The sequence below is a fragment of the Amycolatopsis sp. NBC_01286 genome, from assembly GCF_035982555.1.
GTDB lineage: Bacteria > Actinomycetota > Actinomycetes > Mycobacteriales > Pseudonocardiaceae > Amycolatopsis.
This window is the reverse complement of the sequence record NZ_CP108428.1, coordinates 1,300,037-1,315,879: the sequence shown is the minus strand read 5'-3', so window position 1 is coordinate 1,315,879 and position 15,843 is coordinate 1,300,037. Positions and strand designations below refer to the sequence as shown.

General features: G+C 71.4%; 15 protein-coding genes. 9 read left to right on the top strand and 6 right to left on the bottom strand.

Features of this window, described 5'->3' with window-relative positions; genetic code table 11:
- Positions 1-67: 67 nt before the first annotated feature.
- From OG570_RS06145 to OG570_RS06135, 3 genes are read right to left on the bottom strand one after another with little or no spacing between them, the layout of a single operon-like run.
- A complete protein-coding gene (locus OG570_RS06145) occupies positions 68-595 on the bottom strand; it encodes a GtrA family protein (protein WP_247060924.1) in 528 nt (175 codons plus the stop codon).
- A 38-nt stretch (positions 596-633) separates the two neighbouring features.
- Positions 634-1,143, bottom strand: coding sequence for a GtrA family protein (locus OG570_RS06140; protein ID WP_326955903.1), 510 nt, complete (start codon positions 1,141-1,143; stop codon positions 634-636).
- Between the two features lie 10 nt (positions 1,144-1,153).
- Positions 1,154-3,391: a sigma-70 family RNA polymerase sigma factor gene (locus tag OG570_RS06135; RefSeq protein ID WP_326955902.1), complete on the bottom strand. Its 2,238-nt coding sequence runs from the start codon at positions 3,389-3,391 to the stop codon at positions 1,154-1,156.
- Positions 3,392-3,660: 269 nt separating this feature from the next.
- On the opposite strand from OG570_RS06135, the gene OG570_RS06130 reads away from it, so the two are divergent.
- From OG570_RS06130 to purE, 5 genes are all read left to right on the top strand, one after another.
- Positions 3,661-4,509, top strand: a complete 849-nt coding sequence (locus OG570_RS06130) for a GGDEF domain-containing protein (protein ID WP_326955901.1) — start codon at positions 3,661-3,663, stop codon at positions 4,507-4,509.
- 71 nt (positions 4,510-4,580) lie between these two features.
- Positions 4,581-5,933, top strand: a complete 1,353-nt coding sequence (locus tag OG570_RS06125; protein ID WP_326946244.1) for a glycosyltransferase 87 family protein — start codon at positions 4,581-4,583, stop codon at positions 5,931-5,933.
- Entirely contained in the window at positions 5,908-7,104 is a 1,197-nt protein-coding gene (locus OG570_RS06120; protein WP_326955900.1) for a glycosyltransferase 87 family protein, read from the top strand. The genes OG570_RS06125 and OG570_RS06120 overlap by 26 nt, the downstream gene beginning before the upstream one ends.
- A 12-nt stretch (positions 7,105-7,116) precedes the next feature.
- Complete coding sequence (locus OG570_RS06115; RefSeq protein ID WP_326955899.1) at positions 7,117-8,301, top strand: 5-(carboxyamino)imidazole ribonucleotide synthase; 1,185 nt, start codon at positions 7,117-7,119, stop codon at positions 8,299-8,301.
- A 10-nt stretch (positions 8,302-8,311) separates the two neighbouring features.
- Positions 8,312-8,809: a 5-(carboxyamino)imidazole ribonucleotide mutase gene (gene purE, locus OG570_RS06110; RefSeq protein WP_247060933.1), complete on the top strand. Its 498-nt coding sequence runs from the start codon at positions 8,312-8,314 to the stop codon at positions 8,807-8,809.
- A 15-nt stretch (positions 8,810-8,824) separates the two neighbouring features.
- On the opposite strand, the gene OG570_RS06105 is transcribed toward purE, so the two are convergent.
- A complete protein-coding gene (locus OG570_RS06105) occupies positions 8,825-9,529 on the bottom strand; it encodes an SDR family NAD(P)-dependent oxidoreductase (protein ID WP_326946247.1) in 705 nt (234 codons plus the stop codon).
- 101 nt (positions 9,530-9,630) lie between these two features.
- On the opposite strand from OG570_RS06105, the gene OG570_RS06100 reads away from it, so the two are divergent.
- Positions 9,631-10,641, top strand: a complete 1,011-nt coding sequence (locus tag OG570_RS06100; protein WP_326955898.1) for an Lrp/AsnC family transcriptional regulator — start codon at positions 9,631-9,633, stop codon at positions 10,639-10,641.
- Between the two features lie 9 nt (positions 10,642-10,650).
- On the opposite strand, the gene OG570_RS06095 is transcribed toward OG570_RS06100, so the two are convergent.
- Complete coding sequence (locus OG570_RS06095; protein ID WP_326955897.1) at positions 10,651-12,324, bottom strand: class I adenylate-forming enzyme family protein; 1,674 nt, start codon at positions 12,322-12,324, stop codon at positions 10,651-10,653.
- 116 nt (positions 12,325-12,440) lie between these two features.
- On the opposite strand from OG570_RS06095, the gene OG570_RS06090 reads away from it, so the two are divergent.
- Positions 12,441-13,598 (top strand): acyl-CoA dehydrogenase family protein, encoded by a 1,158-nt coding sequence (locus OG570_RS06090; protein ID WP_247060937.1) that lies wholly within the window; start codon positions 12,441-12,443, stop codon positions 13,596-13,598.
- Positions 13,599-13,917: 319 nt separating this feature from the next.
- On the opposite strand, the gene OG570_RS06085 is transcribed toward OG570_RS06090, so the two are convergent.
- A complete protein-coding gene (locus OG570_RS06085; protein WP_326955896.1) occupies positions 13,918-14,154 on the bottom strand; it encodes a hypothetical protein in 237 nt (78 codons plus the stop codon).
- A gap of 154 nt (positions 14,155-14,308) precedes the next feature.
- Here OG570_RS06085 and OG570_RS06080 point away from each other — a divergent pair, with 154 nt between their 5' ends.
- Positions 14,309-15,238, top strand: coding sequence for an esterase/lipase family protein (locus OG570_RS06080; RefSeq protein WP_326955895.1), 930 nt, complete (start codon positions 14,309-14,311; stop codon positions 15,236-15,238).
- A gap of 68 nt (positions 15,239-15,306) precedes the next feature.
- Entirely contained in the window at positions 15,307-15,732 is a 426-nt protein-coding gene (locus OG570_RS06075; protein WP_326955894.1) for a hypothetical protein, read from the top strand.
- Positions 15,733-15,843 lie beyond the last annotated feature (111 nt).

Here is a 15,843-nt window from a genome sequence, read left to right as displayed (position 1 = left end):
AAGGAACACTGACAGAGTTGACTGTAGACAACTACATGTCAGGAGACAAGTACTTTTCGGAGAGCGCTCAGCGCAGGCGGGTCACGTCGCCGTTGTCGCGCCGGCGCTCGCCCAGCTCGTCCGGGAAGACCCACTTCTTGAAGCCCCAGAAGCGGAAGAACATCGCCAGCAGCATGCCGATGATCGACCCGCTCGCGAAGTCCGCGACCTCCATCACCAGCCGCGTCACGTGCGGGACTTCGAGGTCCAGCACGTACCGCGAGACGTACAGCGGGATCAGGTTCACCACGACGGCGACGCCGCTGATCACGAAGAACAGCGCGGCCTCGTGGGTGCGTTCCCGGCCGCCGCGGGTGCGGAACGACCACTCGCGGTTGAGGATGTACGACACGATCGTCGCGACGATGATCGCGATCGCCTTCGCCGTGGTCGGTTTCGACTCCAGCACGCTCAGCTTGAGGAAGTACCAGACGCCGTTGTCGACCACGAACGTCGTGCCGCCCACGATCGCGAACTTCAGCAGCTCCCGGTGCTTGATCAGCACCGAACGCAGTGGCTCCGGCGTGCGCTTGAGCACGGTCTCCACAACGGTCACACGACCCAGTCTAGGAGCACACCGCCGTGACCTGTGGTTCAGGCGGCCTTGCTGCCGTGAATGTCCGGATCCTCCGCGGCTTCGGCGGCCACGGCAACGGTGCGTGCGTCCTCGTCCGGGAAGACCCACTTCTTGAACGCCCACCAGCGGAACACCGTGCCGAGCAGAGTGCCGATGATGATGCCGCTGACGAAGTCGGCCACCTCGACGCCGAACGGCGACAGCTGCGGCGCCTGCAGGTGCAGGACGTATCGCGAGAACCACTGCGGCAGCGCGTTCAGGCCCAGCGCGATCCCGCTGATCAGGAAGAACAGCGCGGCCTCGTGGTGGCGTTCGCGGCCGCCGCGGGTGCGGAACGACCACTCTCGGTTGGCGACGTAGGAAAAGATCGTCGCGACCAGGACGCCGATCATCAGCGCCGTGACCGGGTGGGTCCGCAGCACGGTGAACTTCAAGCCGTAGTTGACGGACATCGTGATCACGAAGCTGATCCCGCCGACAACGGCGAAGCGGAGGAGCTCGCGATGCTTTTTCAGCAGCTCGCGCACCGCGCGGACGCTACCCGGTCAACCAGCCGAAAGCCCTTTCGGGGGTGACCGTCGGCTGCTTGTCGCCCGGTTTGCCGGGAACCGGTGGGGCGCTTGAGTACGTCGACGACGGCGGTGGGGTTTTTGTCGGTTCGGGCTCGCTCGTCGCCGGCGGCGTGCTGGACGGGGTGTGCGACGGCTTGGGCTTCGACGGCGTCGTCGTGTCTGACGTCGAAGGCACGGTGGGCGTGGTCGTCGGCGTGGTCGGCGGCCGCGGGTCCTTCCCGCACCAGTGGTGCCAGCAGCCGAAGTCGACGGTCACCGGTCCGGCCGACGCCTTGCCGAGCTGCGCGCCGATCGTGACCTGCCCGTCGTCGGGCCGGCCCTTCAGCCGGGCCCACAGGTTGACGTGCTGGCCGGGCGCCACCGAGCCGGTCGTCGTGCAGCTCGCGCCGTCGGCGGTCGGCGTGCACGGGAAACCGCGCAGGCTCCACCACTGCCAGAGCGCGTGGTCGAAGGTGACCGTGACCGGCCGGGTCGTCTCGCCGGTGTTGCGGACGCGCACGTAGACCAGCGGGTTGCGGGTCCACGGGAACGCCGAAAGCCCGTCGCCCTGGGCTTCCAGGACCACGGCGTCCGGCGGCTGCTTCACGGTGACCTTGACGCTGACGGCGACGTTGATCTGCACGCCGGCCGTGACCGAGCCGGTCACCGTGCCGCCCGTGGCGTCCTCGTCGGCCTCGAGCCGGAAGTTGAGCGTGGCGCTCTGGCCGGGTTGCAGGCCGGCGCCCGTCTTGCACGTCACCGTGCCCTCACCGCCCGGGCAGTTGACCGAGATCGGGGCCGCCGCGTCCTGCGCGAACGCCATCGGCGCGCCGCCACCGCCCGACTCGACCGCGTGCACGCCCGGTGGCAGCTTCAGGGCGGCGACCACCGGCTCGGACACGCTGCCGCCGTCGTTGCGCACGGTGATCGGCAGGCTGACGGGCCCGGCGCCGGGCTGCAGCTCGACGCCGTCGGCGGGGGTCGTCGCGGACACCTTCGGCGGGGCCGGCGCGGGCGGCGCCGGTGTGGGCGCCGGTTCCGGAGCGGGGGCGGGCGCCGGCGGCGGCACGACGGGTGCGGGCGGGGGTTCCACCGGCGGCGCGGCGGGCGGCGCCGGCGGGGCCGGGGGAGCGGGTGGCGCGGGCGGGGCCGGTTTCGGCGGTGCGGGCGGCACGACGGGCTGGACGATCGGCGGCGGCACCTGGGCCGCGGCGGGGATGTCCTGCGCCCCGCCCCCGGCCGTCAGCGCGATGACGACGGCCGCGACGACCGCCGTCCCGGACGCGGCGACCCCGGCGAACTGGCGGGGGCCCGCGGCGGCGGCCCCGGCGGCCGCGCCGGCTTTGCCACCGGCGGCCGCGGCCCCGGCGGCGGCCGCACCGGCCGCGGCCGCGGTGGCCGCGCTCGCCTTGGCCGCGCCGATGGTCGCGAGGTAACCCAGCGCGGCGCCGCCCAGGACGATCGGGGCGATGATCGCGCGCAGGCCGCCGTTGACGTCGGCCAGCTCCGCGGCCAGCGCCCGGCAGTTGTCGCACTCGTCGAGGTGGCACTCCACTTGGGCGCGTTCCCGCTTGGACAGCCCGTCGCGCGTCCACGCGCCGAGCCGCTCGGCGCAGGCGCGGCAGCGTTCCTCGGCGTTCTCCTGCAGGTGGACCTGCAGGTACGCCTGTCGCAGGCCCTCACGGGCGCGGTAGGCGAGCGCGGAGACGCCGTTCGCGGTGAGCCCCAGCAGTGGCGCGACCTCGGCCGGGCTCTGCTGCTCGATCTCGGTGTGCCAGAGCACGGCCTGCCAGCGTTCGGGCAGCCGGGCGAACGCCTTCGCGGCCATCGTCCGCTCGAGCCCGGCGACGGCGGTGTCGGAGAACGGGACGGTCAGCGCCTCGGCCGCGGCCCCGCCGACCTCGCTCATGTCCTCGTTGAGGTCGACCCGGCGCTCCTTGCGCGTCCGGTCGTACGCAGTGTGGCGAAGGGCGGTCAGCAGGTACGCCCGGAAGGCGGTATCCGGTCCCTTGCCACCACGGAGCGTGTCCAGCACTTTTGCGAAGGCCTCGGACACCAGGTCGTCGGCCTCGGAGCTCGAGCGGGCCAGCTGACGGGCGAGGTTGTGCGCCGCGCCGGTGTGGCGTTCGTACAGACCGCCGTACGACGCGATCTTCCCGGCGCGGACCTCCGCGATCAGCTCGGCGTCACTCTTTCCGCTGAGATCGGCGGGAATGGTGGACACGGCACTCCTCGGTCGGCTAAGGCCTGGACCTGCCATTACAGGCGGGCCCGGGGCACGAGGCAAGTGTGACTGACCCACCCTGAGCGGTCACGTCGTGGTGGGGGTGAAGACACCGACGGCGCAAGAAAATCACCCGGCCTTCGCGAGCTTCGGAGAAAAGCTTCTTAACAAAACTGGTGAGTACGCCGTCACGGGGTACTCCGTCGACCGTCCTCATCGTGAAGCACCGAGCAAGATCGACACGGACCGGACGAAAGGGGCGGTGGCCTGTGGAAGTTCCGGCAACCGGTGCGCGTTCCGGCCCCGGTGACGTTCCGTCCACCGCCGAGCGCGACCGCACCCTCCGCGCCCTGCGCGGCCGCTGGCGCACGGCGAGCCTCGCCGCGGGCTGGCGTTTCCCGAGCGACTGGGCGTTGCCCGAGGTCGACGCCGTCTGCGCGGCCGTGCTCAACAAGGGCCGCGTCGAAGCCGCCGAGATCGCGCTGGCCGGGCTGGCCCGGGCCCGTGCGGCGGCGGGCGCGGGACTCGCCGAAACCCTCGCCGACCTGGCCGCGCTGCACGCGGTGCTCGACCACGTCGGTGACGGCTTCGTCTCACCCGACGTCGACGCCACGCCGTCCCGGCTGCTCCGGGTGACGGCGCTGGCCTGGGCGGACGTCGCCACCGACCAGCTCGTGCACACCGAGGTCACCGACCCGTTGACCGGCCTGCCCTCGGCCGCTTACCTGCGGACGCGGCTGGCCGAGCTCTACCAGGCCGCCGCGGCGCGCGAGCGGCCCGCGGCCGAGGAGCACATGCTGCTGGTCGTCTCGCTGGACCTCAGCACCGTCGCCGGCTTCCCGCGGCTGACCGGGATGATCCTGGTCGCGGACGCCCTGCGGGCGGTGTTCGACAGCGGGCAGAGCGTCGCCTCGCTCGGGCCGTCGGTCGTCGCCGCGCTCGTCCAGCGCGACGACAAGGTCGCGTCCCACGGCGTCGCGCTGAGGAGGGCGTTGCACGAACGGTTGTCGGTCGACGCGCAGCTGGCGGACGCCGGTCAGGCGCGCGTCTCGGCGGTGCGGTTGCCGGCCACCCACGAATCGGCCTGCGACCTGCTGGCGCGCCTCGCGAGGGTGTAGAACACCCGGAAAGTCCGGTTCCGCCCGGACCCTTCTGACCTGGACCCGGGCCGCCATGATTTCCTGGTGCGGTGACCAGGACCGTATCCACCGACGTCGACGGCGAAGTCGCGGCCAGATCCACGCACCGATTGGCCCTGCGGAGGTCACTCGCCCGGCTGTCCGTGCGCCCGCGGTCGATCTTGATCCTGTCGGTGATCCCGCTGGTCGCGATCGGGTACGGCATCTGGGGCTGGCAGCACGACTGGGTGCTCGGCGTCGATAGCGCGGTCTACCGCGCGGGCGCGCTGACCCTGCTGCACGGCGACTCCCTCTACGACTCGAACACCCTCGCCAACGAGCCGTGGTGGGCGCTGCTGCCGTTCACCTACCCGCCGACGGCGGCGTTGATCTTCGTCCCGCTCGCGGCGTTCCCGACGCAGATCTCCTGGGGCCTGATCACCGCGATCTCGCTGGGCGCGATGGCCCTCTCGATCCGGATCGCGATCGGCGCCCTGCCCCGCCCGGCCGCCGACGGCCCGCGCTGGTGGGCCTCGCCCGCCCGCTCGACCATCGTGTTCTTCCTGGTCTTCCTCGGCCTCGAGCCGGTGTGGCGGACGATCTTCCTCGGCCAGATCAACCTGATCCTGATGGCCATGATCCTGCTGGACATGCTGGTCATCGGCGCCCGGGGCAGTCGCTGGGGCGGCGTCCTGGTGGGTGTCGCGGCGGCGATCAAGCTCACGCCGCTGGTGTTCCTCGGGCACCTGTTCATCACCGGCCGCCGCAAGGACGCGCTGCGCGGGCTGGCGACGTTCGTGCTGCTCCAGGGCCTGATGTTCCTGATCAACGCGCACGACGCGGCCAAGTACTGGACCATCACGCTGCCCGACACCGGCCGGATCGGGCCGGTGCACTGGGCCGGCAACCAGTCCCTGAACGCGCTGATGAACCGGGCCACCGACCTCGCGCCGTGGGCGTCGAAGGCGGCCATGGGCATCGGCTTCCTGCTCGCCATCCCGGCCCTGTGGCTGCTCATCCGGTTCCACCGCAAGGGCCAGGCGCTGGCCGCGCTGCTGGTGACGGCGTTCTGGACGCTGCTGATCTCGCCGATCTCGTGGACGCACCACTGGGTGTGGGTGGTCCCGCTGATCGTGCTGCTGGTGTCGCGGCTGCCGAAGACGACCCCGGCGACGGCGTGGAAGCGCTGGGTCGGGACGTTCCTGGCGGCGTTCGTGTTCGTCAGCTGCGTGCTGCTGATCCTGCCCAACGGGCGCAACGTCGAGCTGCACTGGACGGTCTGGCAGAACGTGCTGGGCGACGCGTACATCCTGATGCCGGTGGTGCTCGCGCTGGCGCTGGCGCTGCGCTGGGGCCTGCAGCGGCGGGCCCGGAAGAAGAAGGCGGCGGCCGGCGAGCATGTCGACGTCCCCACCGGCGTCTGAGGCCCGCACCGGCCGGGTTCTCGCCGGGGTCCTCGCACTCCTCGTCCTCGCGTTCGGGGTCCTCGCCTGGCTGGCCGGGTGGCACCTGGGCGCGGACAGCGCGGTGTACCGGGCCGGCGCGCTGACGCTGGTCCACGGCGACCCGCTCTACACCCGCGACGTGCTGACCGCGCTGCCCGACTGGGTGCGGCTGCCGTTCACCTACACCCCGGCCGCGGCGCCGCTGTTCCTGCCGTTCGCGCTCGTGCCGTCCGGCCTGGTCTGGGGCGTGATCGCGTTTTTGTCGGTGGTCGCCCTTATGGTCGTGATCACGGTGGTTTCGTCGTCGCCGGGGCGCTCACCCGCGTGGTGGGCGCTGCCGGCGGGAACGGCCGCCGCTCTGGCGCTGGAACCGGTGTGGAAGACGCTGTTCCTGGGCCAGATCAACTTGATACTGATGGCGTTCGTGGTGCTGGACGTCCTGGTGCTCTCGGCGCGGCGGTCGCGCTGGGCGGGCGTGCTGATCGGCGTGGCGGCGGCGATCAAGCTCACGCCGCTGATCTTCGTGCCGCACCTGTTCTTCACCGGCCGGTGGAAGGACGGGCTGCGCGCGCTGGGCACGTTCGTCGCACTGGAAGCGGTGATGTTCGCGGTCATCCCGGTCGACGCGCTGCGGTTCTGGCGGGATTCGGCGACCGACCCGAGCCGGGTCGGGTCGGTGCACTGGATCTTCAACCAGTCGCTCAACGGGCTGGTCAGCCGGGCTTCGGAACTCGCGCCCTGGTCGCTGGCGGTGGCGGTCGGGGTGGCGGCGGTGCTGGCCGTGCCCGCGGTGTGGCTGGTGGTGCGGCTGCACCGGCGCGGCGAAGACGCGGCGGCGCTGCTGGTGACGGCGTTCTACGGGCTGCTGCTGTCGCCGGTGTCGTGGTCGCACCACTGGGTCTGGTGCGTGCCCTTGATCACGCTGCTGCTGGTGAAGGGCCGCCGCTGGGCCGCGGCGGCGGTCGCGATGCTGTTCGCCTCGCAGATCGTGATGCTCGTGCCCAACGGCGGTGACACGGAGTTCGGCTGGGGCCTGGGCCTTTCGGTCCTCGGCAACGCGTACGTGCTCGCGGCGGCGGCGGGGATCGTCGGGCTCGCGGTGCGTGAGCTACGGCTGGTCCGGCGGTCACCGCAGGTGGTCACCGTTTAGTCTGGTGTCGCTATGGACAAACACACCGGTCTGCCCGTCGTGGGCATGGTGGGCGGCGGGCAGCTCGCCCGGATGACCCACCAGGCGGCGATCTCCCTCGGTCAGTCACTGCGCGTCCTCGCCGCGGGCGAAAACGAGTCCGCCGGGCTCGTCGCCGGCGACGTCGTGCAGGGCCACCACACCGATCTCGAGGCACTGCGGGCGTTCGCGGCCTCGGTCGACGTGCTCACGTTCGACCACGAGCACGTGCCGGGTGAGCACCTGCTGACGCTGGCCATGGAGGGTTACGTCATCCGGCCGGCGCCGTCCGCGCTGGGCTTCGCGCAGAACAAGCTGGTGATGCGCGAGATGATGGCCGGCATGGGCGTGCCGGGCCCCGCCTTCGCCGAGGTGTCCACTGTGGACGACGTGCTGGCGTTCGGCGGCGAGCACGGCTGGCCCGTGGTGCTCAAGGCGTCCACCGGCGGTTACGACGGCCGCGGCGTCTGGATGCTCGACACCGCGCAGCAGGCCCGCGAGACCGTGCCGGAGCTCTTGGCGGCGGGCACGCCGCTGCTGGTCGAGGAGAAGGTGGCGATGCGGCGGGAGCTGGCCGCGCTCGTCGCCCGCTCACCTTTCGGCCAGGGCGCGGCGTACCCCGTGGTCGAGACCGTCCAGACCGGCGGCATCAACACCGAGGTCCTCGCGCCGGCGCCGGGTCTCTCGGACGCGCGGGTCCACGAGGCGCAGGACCTCGCGCTGCGCGTCGCGTCGACGCTGGACGTCACCGGCCTGCTGGCGGTCGAGCTGTTCGAGACCGACACCGGCCTGCTGGTCAACGAGCTCGCGATGCGCCCGCACAACTCCGGGCACTGGACGATGGACGGCTCGCGCACCTCGCAGTTCGAGCAGCACCTGCGGGCGGTGCTCGACTACCCGCTGGGCCGCACCGACATGGTCGCGCCCGCGTGCGTGATGGCGAACGTGCTGGGCGCGCCGGTGCTGCCCGAGATGGGGCCGGACGAGCGGCTGCACCACCTCTTCGCGCGGTACCCGGAGGCGCGGGTGCACCTGTACGGCAAGCAGGAGCGGCCGGGCCGCAAGCTCGGGCACGTCAACTTCACCGGCGAGCGCCTGGACGACCTGCGCAACCGCGCGCTGCTCTCGGCGCACTGGCTGTCCCACGCCGTCTGGCTCGACGGCCACGAGATCCACTAGGAGAACAGCTATGGCGCCGCAGGTGGGCGTGATCATGGGCAGCGACTCGGACTGGCCGGTGCTGGAAGCGGCCGGCGCGGCGCTGGACGAGTTCGGCGTCGGCTACGAGGTCGGCGTCTACTCGGCGCACCGCACCCCGCAGCGCATGCTGGACTACGCGACGTCGGCGGTGGCGCGCGGCATCCGGGTGATCATCGCGGGCGCGGGCGGCGCGGCCCACCTCCCGGGCATGGTCGCCTCGGCGACCGTCCTCCCGGTGATCGGCGTCCCCGTGCCGCTGAAGTACCTGGACGGCCTGGACTCGCTGCTGTCGATCGTCCAGATGCCGGCGGGCGTCCCGGTGGCCACGGTCTCCGTCGGCGGCGCGCGCAACGCGGGCCTGCTGGCGGTCCGCATCCTGGCCGCGTCCGACGAGGGCCTGCGGTCGAAGATGACGCAGTTCCAGCTGGACCTGGAGAAGCTGGTCCTGGACAAGGACGCGGCCCTGCGCGCGAAGGCCGGCCACTAGCCGGTCACTCGCCGGTCACCACGGCACGGTTTCGCCGTTGCGATCGAGGAACTCGAGGCCGGGCTTGCCGCGCTTCGCCAAGAGCACGTCGACGATCAGCGGGACGGTCTCTTCCATGGTGAACGGCGCGTCCGGCCCGCCGAGAGCCGTGCGGATCCAGCCGGGGGCGATGACGACGAGCGCGCGCTCGGCCTCGGCCGGGCGGGCCGCGAAGCTGCGCATGAACATGTTCAGCGCCGCCTTGCTGCTGCGGTAGACCTCGCGCGAGCCGGCGGTGTTGTTCGCGATGCTGCCCTGGCCGGAAGACATCGCGCCGATGAGCCCGTCCGGCGGCACGAGGTCCCGGAGCGCCTCGACGACGCGCATCGGGCTGAGCGCGTTGGTGACCATCACGTCGACGAAGTCGGCGGTGGAGACCTCGCCGACCGGCGTCTGCGGGTTGTTGGTCGTCCCGGCGTTGATGAAGAGCACGTCGAGCCGCCGGTGCGCGAGCCGCTCGTGCAGGGGCGGCAGCTGCCCGGGTTCGGTGATGTCGAGGTGCTCGACCTCGACGCGGCCGCCGGAGCGGTCCGCCAGGTCGTGCAGGGGTGTGCGGGCGGTGGTGTCCCGGACGGTGCCGATGACGTGCCACCCGCGGTCGAAGAGCTCGGTGGCGATCGCGTGGCCGAGGCCGCGGGACGCGCCGACGACGAGGGCGGTGGGTTCGGTGGGTTCGGTCATTTCGTCTCCTCGGGTTCGGCTTCCCAGTCTCACCGCGCTGACGTCTGCACCGCGCGTTCGCCGGGGTGATTTGTAGGATTGCCTCGACAGGAGGAGCGTTGATGGCCGAATCCGTCGCCGCATCGCCGGAGGATGTGCGTCTCCTGCGGGCGCTGCAGGTCGCTCCGCGGGCGTCGTTCGCCGCGATCGCCGAGGCGCTCGGGCTCACCGAAGCCGCGGTCGGCCGGCGCTACCGGCGGCTGCGGGCCGACGGCATCGTCCGGGTGGCCGGCATCGTCGACCCGGGCGCGCTGGGGCAGAGCAAGTGGCTGGTGCGGTTGCGCTGCCGTCCGGGCAGCGTCGCGGCCATCGCCGACGCGCTCGCGAAGCGCGAGGACGTCAGCTGGGTGGCGCTGTGCGCCGCGGGGGCCGAGATCACCTGCGCGGTCCGGTCCCGCAGCCAGGAACAGCGCGACGACCTGCTCGGCAGGCAGCTCCCGCGCACGGCGGCCGTCCTGGACATCCAGGCGGCCGCGATGCTGCGCCAGTTCATGGGCGGCCGCGGCCACTACTGGGCCGCCTTGCGCGGCACGCTGACGCCGGAGCAGGAGGCCGCGCTGGGGACCGGCGGCGAGCCGTTCACGGAGGCCCCGGTCGTGGCCCGCGAGCCGGTGCGCCTCACACCCGGCGACGAGCGGTTGCTCGCCGTGCTCGCCGAGGACGGCCGCGCGAGCCTGGTCGACCTGGCCGCGGCGGCGGACCTCACGCCCGGGCGCGCGGCACGCCGCTTGCGGACGCTGCTGGAGCGCCGGGCCGTCCACATCGACGTCGAGCTCGCCGCGACGGCGCTGGGCTACCACGCGGGAGCGAACCTCTGGCTGCGCGTGCACCCGTCGGCGGTCAAGACCCTGGGCCGCGCCCTGGCCCGGCTGCCGGAAATCGCCTTCGCCGCGGCGGTGACCGGCCCGCACAACCTCCACGCGGTCGCGCACTGCCGGGACCTGGACGAACTGTTCGAGTTCACCTCCGACCAGATCGGCTCCCTGCCGGGCCTGCAGAGCATGGAGGTCTCCCCGCTGCTCAGGCACGTGAAGCAGGCGGCCACCCACCTCTCCGGCGACCGCCTGGCCTGACAGCCGACCTCAGTCGAGCTTGGCCGGCAGCTGGTCCCGCAGCTGCCGCTTGAGGACCTTCCCGGCGGCGGACACCGGGATCTGCTCGACGACGTGGATCTCCCGCAACCGCTTGTACGGCACGACCTTCTCGTTGATCGCGGCCATCAGCTCGTCGGCGTCGAGCTCTCCCTGCGGCACCACGAACGCCACCGGCAGCTCGCCGACCTCGGTGTCCGGGCGGCCGACGACCGCGGCCGCCGCGACGCCCGGCATCGTGATCAGCAGCTCCTCCAGCTCGCGCGGGAAGACGTTGTACCCCTTGTACAGCAGCATGTCCTTCTTGCGGTCCACGATGGACAGGTAGCCGTCCTCGTCGAGGATGCCGATGTCGCCCGTGTGGAGCCAGCCGTCGACCAGCGCGGCCGCCGTCTCCTCCGGACGGTTGCGGTAGCCCTGCATGATCTGCGGGCCGCGCAGGCAGACCTCGCCCCGCTCGCCCGCCGGGACCGGGTCCTCGCCGCCCTCGGCCGGGACGACCTTGACCTGCGTGTCGAAGATCGGGACGCCCACCGAGCCGACCTTGCGGGTGCCCGAGCGGTACGTCGGCGAGATGATCGCGCCCATCGTCGCCTCGGTGAGGCCGTAGCCCTCGGCGACGACCACGCCCGGGAAGCGCTCGCGCAGCGCGTTGATCATCGCGTGGTTCATCGGCGCCGCGCCGGAACCGATCGACCGCACCGACGAGAGGTCCGCGGTGTGGAAGGACGGCGTCGCGAGCAGCGCCGCGAACAGCGCGGGCGCGCCGCCGAGACCGGTGACGCGCAGGCGTTCGGCGTCGGCGATGTAGGCGGCCGGGTCGAAGCGCGCGTGGAGCACGGTCGTCGTGCCGCCGATGATCGCCGCGTTCATCCCGCCGATGATGCCCATCGCGTGGAACCACGGCGTCAGGTTGATCGCGATCCCGGTGCCGAGCCGCGAGGGCCACTCGTCCTCGCTGCCGATCTGGTCGATCGTGATCTCGCCGTCGGCGTCGAGCGCCGGCACCGAGCCGGAGCCCCAGCACGAGTGCTGGAGGGTGTTGACCACGACGTTGCGGTGGGTGAGCCGCACGCCCTTCGACCGGCCGGTGGTGCCGCCGGTGTAGGCGAGGTGCGCGAGGTCGTCGTGGACGGCGATGGCGACCTCCGGCCGCGTCTCCGGCTGCCCGGCGTGGAACGCCTCGAACTCGACCTGGCCGTCGAGCAGGTCACCCGCCGGGTTGACGACGACGGCGAACTTCGCCGGGATCCGGCCGGCGACGCTCGCCAGCGCGCCCGCGACCGGCCCGAACGTGACGACGGCCGCGGCCTCGCAGTCGGCGAGCTGGAACGCGAGGTCGTCCGGCGGGAGCAGCGGGTTCGTCGGGCTGAAGGTGGCCCCGGCCATGAGCGTGCCGTAGTAGGCGATCGGGAACGCGAGGCAGTTCGGCAGGTGCAGCGCCACGACGTCGCCGCGGCCGATGCCGCGTTCGATCAGGGCGTTCGCGAACCGGCAGGCGGCGCGGTGGGTCTCGGTGAAGGTGAGGCTGCGGCCGTCCTGGGCGAAGGCGGTCCGGTCGCCCCAGCGGGTCGCGCCCGCGGTGAGGATCGACCCGACCGGGACTTCGGGGTAGTCGAGGGAGACGGGCAAACCGGGCGGCGTCGTCGGCGCGGTGAGCGGCATCACTCGACCATACGAATTCTGCGGTCAAGGACACAAGGACGACGGCCGACGCAGTCAGTGAACGAGCGCTAACATCGACGGAACCCCTCCCGACGTCGTAGAGAAGGTGACCGGAAGTGACCGACGGCCTGTACCAGCTTGCCGAGGAGCACGAGGAGCTGCGGGCCGCGGTCCGGGCCCTGGCCGAGAAGGAGATCGCGCCGTACGCGGCCGAGGTCGACGAGAACGAGCGCTACCCGATCGAGGCGTACAACGCGCTGGTGAAGTCGGGCTTCAACGCCGTCCACATCGGCGAGGAGTACGACGGCCAGGGCGCGGACGCCGTCGGCGCCTGCATCGTCATCGAAGAGGTCGCCCGCGTCGACGCGTCGGCGTCGCTGATCCCGGCGGTCAACAAACTGGGTACCCAGCCGATCATCCTGTCGGCCTCGGAAGAGCTGAAGAAGCAGGTCCTGCCCTCGATCGCGTCGGGCGAGGCGTCGGCTTCGTACGCGCTGTCGGAGCGCGAAGCGGGCTCGGACACCGCGTCGATGCGCGCCCGCGCGCGGCTCGACGGTGACCACTGGGTCCTCAACGGCACCAAGTGCTGGATCACCAACGCGGGTGAATCGACCTGGTACACCGTGATGGTCGTGACCGACCCGGACGCGGAGAAGAAGGCCAACGGCATCTCGGCGTTCGTGGTCCACAAGGACGACCCGGGCTTCTCGGTCGGCCCGAAGGAGAAGAAGCTCGGCATCAAGGGCTCCCCGACGCGCGAGATCTACTTCGAGAACTGCACGATCCCGGCGGACCGCATCATCGGCGAGCCCGGCACCGGCCTGAAGACGGCGCTGCGCACGCTCGACCACACCCGCCCGACGATCGGCGCGCAGGCGCTGGGCATCGCCCAGGGCGCGCTCGACGCGGCGATCGCGTACGTCAAGGAGCGCAAGCAGTTCGGCAAGGCGATCGCGGAGTTCCAGGGCGTCCAGTTCATGCTGGCCGACATGGGCACCAAGATCGAGGCGGCCCGCCACCTGGTCTACGCCTCCGCGGCGGCCTCCGAGCGCGGCGACAAGCGCGCGGGCTTCATGGCCTCGGCGGCGAAGATGTACGCATCGGACATCGCGATGGAGGTGACGACGGACGCCGTCCAGCTCTTCGGCGGCGCCGGCTACACCCGCGACTTCCCGGTGGAGCGCATGATGCGCGACGCCAAGATCACGCAGATCTACGAAGGCACGAACCAGATCCAGAAGGTCGTCATGGCCCGGGCCCTGCTCAAGGGCTGACCCACGACAGACTCGAACGCCCCCGGTGCCTGCTGGCGCCGGGGGCGTTTTCGTGTCGCCAAGGCGCGGGACCCGCGCCTCGGGTGCCTTCCGGTCCGGATCGGCTGAAACGCACTGCGCCAGGAAGTCGACTACCGGTCGACCAGAGCACTACTCGATGATCGTGACCACTTCCACGGACGGCTTCGTGCTCGGCATGATCGCGATCGTCGTGTTGCTCGGCCTCGCCGTGATCCTGCTGGCCTACATCGCGATCAAGATCGGCGGCCGCTAGCGCCGGAGGTTCGGGGCCCGCTGCTTGCGAACCCTGCGTCCGGCTTCATCGGCGCTGGGCTCGGTGCCTCTTGAGGAGCGCCGTCATCTTCGCCGGGTCCTTCGCGCCGTTGAGCTCGGCCAGGAGGTCGTCGGGGCACAGGTCGTAGTGGTCGCCCCACCAGCGGCGGCCCTTGTTGTCCCAGATCCGGTAGCCGCCCGGCACCCCTCTCGCCACATAACGCCGCTTGGCCACCCCGGAAGCCAACTGCCCCGCGCCCGGGTCGTCAAAGCGTTTTGTCATGTTCGTGAGTGTCACTCGAACCGTCTTGTGTCACACATAGCAGGTCAGCGTGCGAAAGAAAATCACTCACCAGGGGGAGTGTCCGGACAAGTTACCCGCGCGTTAATGAGTGTGGTGATGCAGGTCACCGTCGGTTCACAGAGAGGTGAATTGGATGGGCTTGAGGACGCGCCGGTGGCTGGTCGCCGGGATGGCCGTGACGGCCGCGCTCGTACTGGGGGCCACCACGGCCCAAGCAGCGGTCAAGGAACCCACCGGGCCCGTGCAGCCCAACATCCTCACCGCCGCCGTCTACTCGCTCGGGGCGCCGACCATCGCGCCGCCCGGGACGAACGACTGGAACTGCAAACCGTCCGCCAAGCACCCCAATCCCGTGCTCCTCTCGAACGGGACCACCGCCAACGCCTACGAGAACTGGGCCAACCTGTCCCAGAAGCTCGCCAACGCCGGGTACTGCGTCTTCGCCGGCAACTTCGGCGGGACGCCCGGGACGTTCCTGCAGACCGTCGGGCCGATCGCCGACACCGCGAAAGCGCTTGCCGCCTTCGGGGACAAGATTCTGAACGCGACCGGGGCCGCGAAACTCGACGTCGTCGGGCACTCGCAGGGCGGGATGAACATCCGGTACTGGATCAAGTACCTCGGTGGCGCGGACAAGATCAGCCGGCTCGTCGGGCTGTCGCCGTCCAACCACGGGACCGACCTCTTCGGCCTGCTGAGCACGCTCGAAATGATCCCGGGGGTGCCGGCCGTGCTCGGCAGCGTGTGCCAGTCGTGCAACGAGCAGGCTGTCGGGTCGGCCTTCCTCACCGACCTCAACGCCGGCGGCGAGACCGTGCCCGGCATCGACTACACCGTGATCCAGACGCGCTACGACGACGTCGTGACGCCGTACACGAGCGCTTACCTGAAGGCCGCGCCGAACGTGAAGAACATCCTGCTGCAGAACGTCTGCGGGCTCGACTTCACCGACCACCTCGGCATCACCTACGACCCGGTCGCCCAGGGGCTGGTGCTCAACGCCCTCGACCCGGCGCACGCGAAGACGCCGCCCTGCGTGCTGGTGCCGCCGGTGATCAGCTGAGCTACGCCACATGAGATATAACCCACCGCCGGGGCGGATTTCCGCCCCGGCGGTGTCACGCTCGAAGCATGTACTGGCCGGTCCCCGCGTCCTGGACACCCCGTGACGAAGCCGAGCTGGTCGCCGGCTGGCGGCTGTGGCTCGAGCTGTCCGACCGCGCCTGGCCCACGGCGGCCTGGGACGGCACCCCGGCCGGCGCGGTCGCCCAGCTGCGGGACCTCCTCGCGGCCTGCGACGAGATCGAGACGTCCTACCGCGACGCCACCGCCGAGCCGTCGGCCGGCTTCCTGCGTCTAGTGCAGGGGCTCGTCCTCACCGCCGGCACCGCGATCGGCCTCTGGTGGGACGACTTCGACCAGCTCGACAGCGAGCGCGCGGCACTGCTCCACGACGACCTCGCGCGGTTCGCCGAGCAGGCGGAAGAGGTGCTGACGCTGCTCGCCGTCAACGGCGGCTGGACCCGCCTCGACGAAGAGCGCCGCCGCCCCGCCTAGACACTGCCGGGCTGCTGGAGCGCCGACTACGACCAGTCGCGCGTCCATCCGGGAATCGTCCCATCACGGTGGGCGATTAGGCCGCATGGCGCAGCCGATCGGGCTTCGCAC